12 protein-coding genes are annotated in these 11,880 nt (G+C 37.6%); all 12 read left to right on the forward strand.

Annotated features, from left to right (window positions below):
• Window positions 1-51: 51 nt before the first annotated feature.
• A complete protein-coding gene (locus RBU60_RS04320; RefSeq protein ID WP_308863437.1) occupies window positions 52-1,122 on the forward strand; it encodes a putative type IX sorting system protein PorV2 in 1,071 nt (356 codons plus the stop codon).
• 291 nt (window positions 1,123-1,413) lie between these two features.
• Window positions 1,414-3,006 carry an apolipoprotein N-acyltransferase gene (gene lnt / locus RBU60_RS04325; protein WP_308863439.1) on the forward strand — a complete coding sequence of 531 codons (1,593 nt, stop codon included), beginning with the start codon at window positions 1,414-1,416 and terminating at the stop codon, window positions 3,004-3,006.
• Between the two features lie 274 nt (window positions 3,007-3,280).
• Complete coding sequence (locus tag RBU60_RS04330) at window positions 3,281-3,619, forward strand: TM2 domain-containing protein (RefSeq protein WP_308863440.1); 339 nt, start codon at window positions 3,281-3,283, stop codon at window positions 3,617-3,619.
• 3 nt (window positions 3,620-3,622) lie between these two features.
• Window positions 3,623-4,033, forward strand: coding sequence for a DUF2752 domain-containing protein (locus tag RBU60_RS04335; RefSeq protein WP_308863441.1), 411 nt, complete (start codon window positions 3,623-3,625; stop codon window positions 4,031-4,033).
• Window positions 4,030-4,455 (forward strand): DUF4870 domain-containing protein, encoded by a 426-nt coding sequence (locus RBU60_RS04340; protein ID WP_308863442.1) that lies wholly within the window; start codon window positions 4,030-4,032, stop codon window positions 4,453-4,455. Before RBU60_RS04335 ends, RBU60_RS04340 begins: the two co-directional genes overlap by 4 nt.
• Before the next feature lie 272 nt (window positions 4,456-4,727).
• Complete coding sequence (locus tag RBU60_RS04345; protein WP_308863443.1) at window positions 4,728-5,492, forward strand: hypothetical protein; 765 nt, start codon at window positions 4,728-4,730, stop codon at window positions 5,490-5,492.
• A gap of 338 nt (window positions 5,493-5,830) precedes the next feature.
• A complete protein-coding gene (locus RBU60_RS04350; RefSeq protein WP_308863444.1) occupies window positions 5,831-7,702 on the forward strand; it encodes an ABC-F family ATP-binding cassette domain-containing protein in 1,872 nt (623 codons plus the stop codon).
• A 725-nt stretch (window positions 7,703-8,427) separates the two neighbouring features.
• A complete protein-coding gene (locus RBU60_RS04355) occupies window positions 8,428-9,198 on the forward strand; it encodes an O-methyltransferase (protein WP_308863445.1) in 771 nt (256 codons plus the stop codon).
• 482 nt (window positions 9,199-9,680) lie between these two features.
• On the forward strand, window positions 9,681-10,367 hold the full coding sequence (locus RBU60_RS04360; protein ID WP_308863446.1) for an ABC transporter ATP-binding protein: 687 nt from the start codon (window positions 9,681-9,683) through the stop codon (window positions 10,365-10,367).
• A gap of 1 nt (window position 10,368) precedes the next feature.
• Window positions 10,369-10,560, forward strand: coding sequence for a hypothetical protein (locus RBU60_RS04365; RefSeq protein WP_308863447.1), 192 nt, complete (start codon window positions 10,369-10,371; stop codon window positions 10,558-10,560).
• 863 nt (window positions 10,561-11,423) lie between these two features.
• A complete protein-coding gene (locus RBU60_RS04370; RefSeq protein WP_308863448.1) occupies window positions 11,424-11,645 on the forward strand; it encodes a hypothetical protein in 222 nt (73 codons plus the stop codon).
• Window positions 11,646-11,684: 39 nt separating this feature from the next.
• Window positions 11,685-11,846 (forward strand): hypothetical protein, encoded by a 162-nt coding sequence (locus tag RBU60_RS04375; protein ID WP_308863450.1) that lies wholly within the window; start codon window positions 11,685-11,687, stop codon window positions 11,844-11,846.
• Window positions 11,847-11,880: the final 34 nt, after the last annotated feature.

Genomic DNA, 11,880 nt, shown 5'->3' on the forward strand with positions numbered 1-11,880 from the left:
TTAAAGTTTATATATTATAAATAAATAAGATATTTGCAAAAAAACGCCGAAGTGAGAATACTACTTCTACTCCTTATAGGTTTACTTACCTTATCTACTTCTGCACAAAGCATTAGAAAGTATTCGAATGAATTTTTGAATATTGGAGTCGATGCTGCGGCTTTTGGTATGGCCAATGCAGTTACCGCGACCACCAGCGATGTGAATTCGAGTTATTGGAATCCTGCGGGACTTACCCGTTTAGAGGATACCGAAATAGCGCTTATGCACGCCAGTTATTTTGCCAATATTGCCAATTACGATTATATAGGCGCAGCGATGCCACTAGACGATCGCAGTGCGGTGGGGATAAATGTGATTCGGTTTGGGGTGGATAATATTATGAACACGACAGATCTTATCGATAATCAAGGAGACATTAATTATGACCGCATTAGTTTATTCTCTGCGGCAGATTATGCCTTTACCTTTTCGTATGCGAGACAACTGCCTTTAGACAGACTTTCCTACGGCGTTAACGCCAAAGTGATTCGGCGTATCATTGGTAAATTTGCTAACTCTTGGGGTTTTGGTTTGGATGTAGGCATCCAGTTTCAGTCTAAAAACGGTTGGGAGTTTGGCGCGATGGCGCGCGATATCACCACCACTTACAACACTTGGTCGATTGATGAAGATGAATACAGCAGCATTCAGGATGCCGTAGAAGGACAAAACCAAGAATTACCAGAAACCACCGAAATTACTTTACCTAAACTTCAATTGGGAGTGGCCAAATCATTTACGGTTCGATACGATTTTGACATCAAAACCGAGCTGGATATGCAAATGCGTTTTGCGCAAACCAACGATTTAATTTCTACATCGGCGGTGAGTATAACGCCAGCATTCGGCTTTGAAGTGGGTTATATTAAAATGATTTATCTACGTGGTGGTGTCGGGAATTTTCAAAATGTAGAACAACTAGACCAGTCTTCAAAAGTAGGTTTCCAGCCAGGATTCGGAGTAGGTTTTAAGTATAAAGGTATTCACGTAGACTACGCCTTTACCGATATTGGCGACCAAAGTGTAGCCTTGTATTCTAATGTATTTTCTCTAAAATTAGATTGGAGCGTTTTTAGATAATATTATTCTTTCTGTAGGATTTATTCTTTTAATGGATAAAGATTTCCGCGGAAGCTAAAAAATTTCAAATTTTATTTTCTGCATATCCGTTTACTGTCCAGTTTAGTGAAATAATGTTTCCTATGTCACGTCGAGCCTTTCGTCTTCCCACCAGAATGAATTCTTTCGGGATGGCGCTCAAGACAGGCTAAAGTCGAGACGTTTTAAAAGTTAAAAGACATATCTCACTTAGGAAGTAAAATTTCTTCATTTTCATGGGATAATCTTATCTTTGCGCATATTTTTAGCATCATGATCAAAAAACTTATTGCTTCGGGTCTTAGCGGAATATTACTCGCGCTGGCTTGGCCCACCTACGGTTTTCCTTTATTGCTTTTTATCGCTTTTATTCCGCTGTTATGGTTGGAGTATGATATCCGTCAAGCGGAAGAAAAAAAAGGAGGACTTCAAGTTTTTCTGTATAGCTACCTTACTTTTTTTATCTGGAATTTTGTCACGACCTCTTGGCTCTATTACTCCACTCCTTTTGGGATGTGGTTTGCCGTGGCTGTTAATTCCCTTCTGATGAGCTTTATTTTTCTTATTTATCACTTTCTAGCAAAAAGAGTTCCGTTTCATATTTCGGCTATCTTTTTAACTTCGCTGTGGATTAGCTTTGAAAACCTCCACTTGCAATGGGAATTCTCTTGGCCTTGGCTTAATTTAGGAAATGCTTTTTCTGAATATTACCATTGGATACAATGGTACGAGTTTACAGGAACCTTTGGAGGAACTTTATGGGTTTGGATTTTAAACTTTATCATTTTTAAAAGCGTACTTCTTTACCTTCAGCACAAAGACACCGCTATTTTAAGAGGAGTTGCTATTAAAGCACTCCTTCTTATAGGGGTTCCCATTGGGATCTCTTATTACATGTTTTATCAGCTTTCTTATGAAGATGAACCTCAACTAGAAACGCTTATTCTACAACCGAATATCAACCCTTATACCGAAAAATACAATACCAACGACCGAAGCATCGGCGAAGTCTTGAACCGACTAACACAAGAAAAAATAAGTCCGACTACAGAACTCGTGCTTGCTCCCGAAACCGTTTTTGCAGACGGAACAGAACTTTCTCAGTGGGATTTTTCCTTTGGAAAGAATCTAAGTTTAAAAACAATAAACGGACATCCCCAGGCGAATTTTTTAGGCGGAATTTCATTTTATGAGAAAATCACTTCCGAAGAAAATGTACAAAAGCAAACCAATTTTGTAAAAGAAGGCCTGTGGTACAATGATTATAATTCTGCTTTTATGGTGAATGCAAAGGATGAAGATCAAATTTACCATAAATCTAAATTGGTGGTTGGCGTAGAAAATTTCCCATACCAAAGTGTTTTAAAACCTATTTTGGGCGATGCGATGATTGATCTTGGAGGCACGGTAGCGATGAAAACCACTCAAAAAGATCGTGAAGTATTTAACACCCTACAAAACCATAGAATTGCCCCTATTATTTGTTATGAATCGGTTTATGGAGAATATGTCACCGGTTATGTAAGAAATGAAGCTCAAGTTTTGGCCATTATTACGAATGATGCTTGGTGGGGAAATACTCAAGGTCACCAACAACATTTAAGTTATGCCAGGTTACGCGCTATTGAAAACAGGCGGTCTGTAGTAAGAAGCGCCAATACAGGAATTTCGGCAGCGATTAATCCTAAAGGAGAAATTATAGAAAGTTTAGGCTATGAAAAACAGGGGAGTTTGTTGGTGAATGTTCCTATCGTAAAGAAAATCACTTTTTATGTGAAGTATGGAGATTATATCGCAAGAATTTCCCTTTTCATGCTCATATTTGTGCTACTCTTCGCATATACCCGAAGAAGAGGTGAAGTTTAGTGGTTAGTTGTGAGATTAAGGAGCTGAACTTAACCCGCCTGAATGGAACATGCAGGTTCAGCACGAAAGTTTTGTTTGTCATTGGCTACGCCGAACCACTACGTTAGGTTTTCGACGAAAGAAGAAATCTCTTACTCATATTAATAAGATTCTTCGCTACTCTACGTTTCGCTCTGAATGACAGTCCTGTTTGTCATCTCGACGAAAGGAGAAATCTCATTCAAAAGATTCAAAAAAATACTGTACTATTGCAATATCATTTTAACAAAATTTTATGGAAGCGCAGAAAGTAGATATGTTCATCATGTCCAACAATAAATTTTTTGAAAGTCACCACATTCCTCAAATCAGAGAGCTCTTATTAAAAGCAGACGATTCTAAATGGGCGTTAGTACAAACCTTACAGTTTCAAGATCCTACTACAATTCTTATTGTTTCCCTTTTAGCAGGCGGTTTTGGGGTTGATCGTTTTATGATTGGCGATACGGGTTTAGGCGTAGGTAAACTGCTTACATGTGGTGGATTTGGCGTTTGGGCTATTGTGGACTGGTTTATTATTATGGGAGCTACCAAAGACAAAAACATCAACAAGCTTCAGCAAGTATTATATTAAGTGATGACACGAAATAAGCTCTATACACTTTTAACCGTATTGAGTTTATCTGGTTATGCATGGCTTGTATTTCAGCTTTATGCTGAACAACAAAATTCAGGTATAGGACAGGTTTGTATCTTTAAATCGGTTACAAACCTGCCTTGTCCTTCTTGCGGTTCTACGCGATCTATTTTAGAAATAGTACAAGGAAATCTTTTAGCTGCTCTTTATATCAATCCGCTTGGTTTTTTATTCGTGTCGGTTTTATTAATTCTTCCTCTTTGGATCATCGCCGACCTACTTCAAAAGAGTGATTCTCTTTTAAAATTTTACCATCATACTGAAAAGTGGATTTCAAAAAAACCCGTTGCTTTAGTCTTAATAGTCCTTGTTTTGCTAAATTGGGGTTGGAATATATATAAAGACCTATGAATTCTACTACCGCTTTTGTTCATAAAGAATACGAAGCAGAGAAAGCTTCCAATAGCTATTTGATGTCGTTAATTGCGATTATGGTAGGTCTCCCCTTTCCCATCATTAATTTATTGGCCACGTTTATATTTTATATGGCTCATAGCAAAAAGAGTTATTTTATTCGCTGGCATTGCACCCAGGCTTTATTATCACAATTGATTTTATTTTTCGTGAATTCGATTGGATTTTGGTGGACTATAAACATTATTTATCTAAATGCTGAAGTTAGCTCTGCTTACCTTATCTATTTAGCTTGCTTGGTACTGTTAAATTTAATAGAGTTTATCGCTACCATTTATGCAGCTATAGAAACCCGTAAAGGAAAGCATGTGAAATGGATTGGTCTGGGAAGAATTGTAGATGCTATCGTCACTAAATAAATCGTCCACAGCTAAATTATTAGACTTAATTTTCTCTAAATAAGATTACTCAACTTTTCTTAATACACTTTAATTCAAGAAAGCCTTTTTATAATCTGCGGAGATGAGTCAACACAGATTAGAGCTTAATGTCTTCTTAAAACACCTAAAAATTTTATAAAGAATTCTTAAAAGCACTTGCTAAATAAGGCTTTTAAGAAAGCTTTAATAATTTCGAAGTACTAAATAGCTTTTCACACGTTATGCTTTTACAAACTTTAAAATTGAAAACTATGAATGGATTGAGAAAATTGAAATTTGGAGCATTCGCACTGTCTCTAGCTTGTGTATTTACGGCTTGTTCAAGTGACGATGATAATACGGTCACAACCCCAACAGCAAATGAAGGCTCTTTAAAAATTACTGCGAAGGCAAGTTATGATAATTCAGCAAATAGGTTAGTCGAAAGTGTCGATCTCAATAGCTTTATCGTCAATTTTAAAGAGATTGAGCTCGAATTACAAGACAACGATCTAGATGATGATATGGATAATAATTCAGATGCCAATGGCTTTTATGATAGCGATGATGATATTGAGCTAGAAGGACCTTTTGAAATCGATTTATTAGCAGCAAACAGCGTTCAATTGGTGAATATTGAAATTCCAAATGGTATTTACGAAGAAATCGAGTTTGAATTTGATAAAAGTGAAAACCCAGAATCTGATTTGTTTGGAAAAAGCATGGAGCTAAAAGGAGAGATTAACGGAGTTCCTTTTGTATTCTGGCATGATTTTGAAGAAGAAATTGAAATTGATTATGAAGACATGAACGAAAGCCTTGTCATAGACAATAACACAAGCGAGGTGCTGATTAATTTTGATCTTAGTGCGGTGTTAGGAGCTACAGGAATGGTAGACCTTTCTATGGCTACCGATAATGATGGCGACGGTGTGATTGTAATTAGTCCTCAAGATGAAGACGGAAACCATGCCTTGGCAGAAGTTTTAAAAGAAGCCATTAAAGCACAAATAGAGCTGATGGATGATTTAGATTAAGCTCTTGCTTAATTTTTATAATGTAGAACTGCCCAAAAAGTAACTGTAAATTTGGTTACTATTTGGGCAGTTTTTTAGGCTTACTTAAATTGAAATCTACTTCTCTTTTCTATATTTTTCATTATTCAAGCAATTGTTACTGTCTTAACATACAGGCTTTTGTCTCGTCCAAATTTCTTAGATGAATTACAGGAAGTAAAATCTTATGGAAGAATCAAATGTAATACCTATAAAAAACATTTCTACTAAGAAGAGAATATAACTATTGAAAATTAATAATAAAACCTAAACCAAGAATACTCAGTATTTTCTTGTTAATTTGCAAGAAAAATAAAGACTTGAATTACGCATCTATAGAGAATATCGCCAAGGCTTATGGCGAACGCATTTTGTTTACCGATTTATCCTTCGGAATCAATCAAGGTCAGAAAATTGCACTTATCGCTAAAAATGGTACAGGAAAAACTTCCTTACTGAATATTCTATCGCAAGCCGAACAACCCGATGAAGGGAAAGTGGTTTTTAGAAAAAATATTAAAACCGCCTTTTTACCGCAAGAGCCTAACTTAGATCCAAAGCTTACGGTTGAGCAAATCGTTTTTGCTTCAGATAATGAAGTCCTGCGGATTATTGAGCAGTACGAAAAAGCCTTAAAAAACCCAGATGATGCCGAAGCCTACCAAAAAGCTTTTGACCTCATGGAAGCTAAACAAGCTTGGGACTTTGAGACCGAATACAAGCAAATTTTATCTAAACTAAAACTAGATGACCTCGACCAACCGGTGAGTAAACTTTCTGGCGGACAAAAAAAGCGATTGGCATTAGCCACAGTTTTATTAGACAAACCCGATGTGTTGATTTTAGATGAGCCTACCAACCACCTAGACTTAGAAATGATTGAGTGGCTGGAAGATTTCTTTAAAAAGCAAAACTTCACCTTATTTATGGTGACCCACGACCGTTATTTCCTAGAACGGGTTTGTAATGAAATCATCGAGTTGGAGGACGGGCAGTTGTATACCTACAAAGGAAATTACAGCTATTACCTCGATAAAAAAGAAACCCGCGTAGAAGTAGAGAAAACCAATACCGATAAAGCCAAACAACTTTATAAAAAGGAATTGGACTGGATGCGCCGCCAACCCAAAGCGCGTACCACCAAATCTAAATCTAGAATTGAAGATTTTACCGAAATCAAAGCCAATGCACACAAGCGAAGAAATGATCACGAAGTACAGCTAGAGCTCAATATGGAGCGTATGGGAAACAAAATTGTAGAGCTTCATAAAATCTCGAAGAGTTTTGATGATAACATATTGCTAGATCAATTTACGTATAATTTTCAACCCGGAGAGCGATTGGGAATCATCGGTAAAAACGGAACCGGAAAATCTACGTTTCTCAACATTCTTACCGGAAATTTAAAAGCGGATAGCGGGAAAATGACGATTGGCGAAACGGTGAAATTTGGGTATTACACCCAAAAAGGAATCCACATTAAGCCAGGTCAAAAAGTAATTGAAGTCATTCGTGAGTTTGGAGACTACATTCCACTAAAAAAGGGAAGACAAATTTCTGCGGCTCAATTACTCGAAAGATTTCTATTTGACCGAAAGAAACAATATGATTTTGTGGACAAACTAAGTGGTGGCGAGCGTAAGCGTCTTTACTTATGTACCATTCTTATTCAAAATCCTAATTTTCTGATTCTCGATGAGCCTACCAACGATTTAGATATTGTAACCCTCAACGTTTTAGAGAGCTTCCTATTGGATTACCCAGGTTGCCTCTTGGTGGTTTCTCACGATCGTTATTTTATGGATAAGATTGTAGATCACTTGTTTGTATTTAGAGGAGAAGGTGTGGTAGAAGATTTTCCAGGAAATTATAGTGATTATAGAGCGTATGAAGGTAGCGCTAGTCCTGCTCCAAAGAAAGTAGAAGCTAATTCTACCAACAAAAATGAACGTAAAAATACTTCAGAAGAAAATAAGTTAAGTTATAACGAACAAAAAGAGTTTAAACGACTCGAAAAAGACGTTCCTAAATTAGAGCGAAAGAAAGAGACCTTACAACAAGAGTTTTTAAAAGATTTAAATGAAGAACAAATTAAAAATAAATCGATAGCGCTTCAAAAACTCATCGATGAGATCGACGAAAAAACCGAACGTTGGTTTGAACTTTCGGCGATTATAGAGGGAGAGGCTTAGGGATTAGGAATTAGGATGTAGGGGTACAAGCGACTGTCATTCCGAAAGAGTCCCGCCTGAATTGAATTCAATTGGGGCAGGAACGACTGAGGAATCTCACCTTTCTAAGTAAAAGATCCTTCGTTTCACTCGGGATGACAAAAAGCGACTGTCATTGGCTAAGCCGAACCACTACGTTAGGTTTCCGACGAAAGGAGGAATCTCTTACTCGCAACCTGTCACCCTGAACCTGCCCGACTTGTCATTCAGGCGGGCCTGCCCGAGCTGTCACCCTGAATTTATTTCAGGTTCTCATGTTTAGAAGTTCCTTTTTACTTTTAGTTTTTCACTTTTCACTCTGAAAAAGGCTCGCCCGAACGGTACGGGCGGGAACGACTGAGGAATCTCATCTTTCTAAGCAAGAGATTCATCATTCCACTGCGTTGCATTCTGAATGACACAAGCGACTGTCATTCCGATAGAGGAACGACTGAGGAATCTCATTCTCGCAACCTGTCACCCTGAACCCCCGAATGGCCATTCAGGAGGGACTGTCCGAGCTGTCAGCCTGAACCTGTTTCAGGGTCTCATGCTTAGAAGTTCCTTTTCATTTTTAGTTTTTAACACAATGGCAGTTTGTGAGAAGAGTTGACTTACAGAAGTACGAGATGCTGAAATAAATTCAGCATGACAGGTAAGGAGAAAGATCAAATTATTTTTTAACTTTCCATCCAAATTGAACCACATTGAATCATCTAATCAAATCCTATCCTAATTTTTGGTGGAAAAGCAGCAATCAGCACGGCGTACATTCTCCGTTTGTATATCGCTTGGTTTGTTTATGTTTTTATGACAAGGAGAACTACAGCTCCTACCCTATCCTAAAAGAATTCCGTAAAGAAATTTTAACCAATCAGCAGCAAATCAAAGTCAAAGATTTGGGGGCGGATTCGCAAGTCTTCCAAGAAGACCAAAGAAAAGTAGCCGATATCGCCAAAAATGCAGGAACCACTTGGAAAAGAAGCAAGTTTCTAAATCGGTTAACGCGTTATTTTCAAATTAAAACTGCGGTAGAATTAGGCACTTCTGTAGGAATAGGTGCCGCCAGTATAGCCTGCAATAATCAGGTTAAACTTCTGAGTATTGAAGGCTGTCCGCAAACCGCCGCCGTGGCGCAGTCCTATTTTAAAAAATATGATTTAAGCAATATTCAGCTTCGCGTAGGAGATTTTAAAGAAGAGATTCCCAAGATTCCTTTTGAGAAAATAGATATGGCTTTTATTGACGGGCATCACAGCAAAGAAGCTATGCTTCGTTATTTTGAAGCTTTATTACCGCTTATTCATAATGAAACCTTATTTATTTTTGACGACATCTATTGGTCGGTTGGGATGCAAGAAGCTTGGGAGGAAATCAAAAAACATCCGCAAGTAAAAGTCACGATTGATACTTTTTATTGGGGCTTGGTATTCTTCAGAAAAGAGCAAGTGAAAGAAAATTTTAAGATTAGGCTTTAAGCTATCATTTTGAATGACATAAGCTACTGTCATTCCGATCGAGGCCCGCCCGAACGGCACGGGCGGGTACGACTGAGGAATCTCATACTCGCATTCAAAAGATCCTTCCTGCCCGCCCTTCATTATTAAAAAGTGACAGGCGGGGCTTCACTGCGTTTCACTCTCGATGACACAAGTGACTATCATTCCGAAAGAGGCCCGCCCGAACGGCACGGGCGGGTACGACTGAGGAATCTCTTACTCGCATTCGGAAGATCCTTCGCTCTGCTCTGGATGACAGAAAGCGACTGTCATTCCGATCGAGGCCCGCCCGAACGGCACGGGCGGGTACGACTAAGGAATCTCTTACTCGCAATAGAAAGATCCTTCGCTCCGCTATGGATGACAGAACACGAGCAAGAGCGAAAACAAAAAAAATCTTTACCTTTAGCCTGTAACAAAATTTGACGCCACACGTCTTACCTATAGAAATTACGACAAGCATGAGCGACGTTATCCAAATTAAAGACATTACCAGAGATTTTCCTTTGGGACAAGAAACCGTAAAGGTTTTAAAAGGAATTGACCTTAACATTAAAAAAGGAGACTATGTCGCTTTAATGGGACCTTCTGGATCGGGAAAATCTACTTTAATGAATTTATTGGGTTGCTTAGACACACCCACTTCTGGGTCTTACATCCTTAGCGGAAAAGATGTTTCTAAGCTGAGCGATGACGAACTCGCCGAAATTAGAAACAAAGAAATTGGTTTTGTGTTCCAAACCTTTAACCTCTTGCCAAGAACAACGGCCTTAGACAATGTCGCTTTGCCCATGATTTATGCCGGAAAATCTAAAAGTGAACGAGAAATAAGAGCTGCGGAAGTCTTAAAAAATGTAGGTTTAGGAGACCGAATGGACCACAAACCAAATCAGCTTTCAGGAGGACAACGTCAACGGGTTGCGGTAGGAAGAGCCTTGGTGAATCACCCTTCTATCATCTTAGCCGATGAACCTACAGGAAACTTAGATTCAAAAACATCGGTAGAAATTATGAATTTATTCGATGCGATTCACGCTTCAGGGAACACGGTAATTCTAGTCACCCACGAAGAAGAAATTGCAACACACGCACATCGAATTATTCGCCTTCGCGATGGCGTAATTGAAAGTGACGAAAGAAATAGGTAATATGAATTTTGATCAATTTTCTCCGCTTACTCAAATCCTTCTGGTTTTCGCAGGCCTGGGATTACTCTTCTTTTTAGTGATGTCCAATAACAAAAGGAATAAAGATAAACGCGCTAAAAGGAGCTCTAAGAGTTTTCGTCAACGCATCAAAGAACGAAAAGAAGAGCGAGAAGAAGAGCGAGAAGAAAGCTAAGCTTATTTATAAGAGAAAACTCATGATTTTTAACTTAACTCTGGTAAATTATGTTCTGCAATAACTAAAAAATTATATACTAAATCACTATTGTCCGATTAAAGATATAAGACCGCTGCGCTAGTAGACATAAGACGAAAGATTATATCGTAAATAGATAAAAATCAACCTATTGTATTTCGGTAGATAAAAGAAATTTGAAATTTTATAAAAGCGAGCCCTAAACAGGAAATCTACTCTGATTCCCTGTCATTTCAAAGCTTACAGAATTTTCAACTATGTTTATCGGACATTAATGATACTAAACAGTATGCTTGCATCGATATTTTTGATTTACATATTCATATTAACTTTAAAAATAGTCCAAGCTCCGCAGAAAATACGGTATCAATTTAATTTGATATAAACCCCTATTAATGAATCAGTATGTTCTTGCTCAGGACCTCACTTCTTAATTAAGCCACAATACCTACAAAAAATGTTTTTTTTAAAATAGTAGCAAAACAAATGCTTACGTTTTATTAGATTATCCTGGTATAACCAAAATGAAGTTAACCTGTGTTTTCCTAAATAAAATCACCTACCTACATCACTAACAATAACTTACCCCTATTTTAGTGAGTTTTTTTAAATAATTATAGTATCTTCAATCTAGCTTAAAACTAAAGACTTGAATTATCCCTAGTTTAATTGTAGTTACTACGTAGTTACCCCCTAGTGAATAGACACTGATACTACACCGAGTCCACAGTGAATACACACTTTTTCACTAAAAGAGTGTATTCAATATGTGTTGCTTATGGTTGAGTCTTTTTTTATTCGAGCTAAATAAAAGTTTTATTACTGTAATACCTATAGATATTATGGCACAATTAGATAAGCACAACAGACTCATTGGCGGATTGGGAGATTTGGTTTTTAGGCAAGTAAACGGAAAAACCATTGTGCAAGTTAAACCTGGAAAAAACGGCGTAAATCAAACGAAGCAAACCAAATTATCCTCCTCTGATTTTGGAACCGCTTCTAGTACTACCAAATGTCTCTCTATGACTTTACGCCGGTTGTTTCTCACTTATTACGATTAGCAGATGTTTAATCGATTTAGAAAAACGGTTTACCAAGCTATGCTGAGTAATACCGAAATTCCGAAAGGAGAAAAAGATTTATGGCAGGGTGAAATCTCTTTGTTGGATGGGTTTGAGTTTAACCTTTCTAGCCTATATAGCGATTATTGTAGCTTAGGTGTAAGCTTCCCCAAAATTAGGACAAATAGAAGTTATAATTAATTTTAAATTTGTCAACTATGAAACAAAGTAAATT

It is taken from the genome of Mesonia profundi (assembly GCF_031085155.1).
Taxonomy (GTDB): Bacteria; Bacteroidota; Bacteroidia; order Flavobacteriales; family Flavobacteriaceae; genus Mesonia; species Mesonia profundi.

Coding starts and splice junctions, on each gene's coding strand:
- RBU60_RS04360 (WP_308863446.1), top strand. CDS start 9,681: ATGAGCGACGTTATCCAAATTAAAGACATTACCAGAGATTTTCCTTTG.
- lnt (WP_308863439.1), top strand. CDS start 1,414: ATGATCAAAAAACTTATTGCTTCGGGTCTTAGCGGAATATTACTCGCG.
- RBU60_RS04370 (WP_308863448.1), top strand. CDS start 11,424: ATGGCACAATTAGATAAGCACAACAGACTCATTGGCGGATTGGGAGAT.
- RBU60_RS04365 (WP_308863447.1), top strand. CDS start 10,369: ATGAATTTTGATCAATTTTCTCCGCTTACTCAAATCCTTCTGGTTTTC.
- RBU60_RS04345 (WP_308863443.1), top strand. CDS start 4,728: ATGAATGGATTGAGAAAATTGAAATTTGGAGCATTCGCACTGTCTCTA.
- RBU60_RS04340 (WP_308863442.1), top strand. CDS start 4,030: ATGAATTCTACTACCGCTTTTGTTCATAAAGAATACGAAGCAGAGAAA.
- RBU60_RS04375 (WP_308863450.1), top strand. CDS start 11,685: ATGCTGAGTAATACCGAAATTCCGAAAGGAGAAAAAGATTTATGGCAG.
- RBU60_RS04330 (WP_308863440.1), top strand. CDS start 3,281: ATGGAAGCGCAGAAAGTAGATATGTTCATCATGTCCAACAATAAATTT.
- RBU60_RS04335 (WP_308863441.1), top strand. CDS start 3,623: ATGACACGAAATAAGCTCTATACACTTTTAACCGTATTGAGTTTATCT.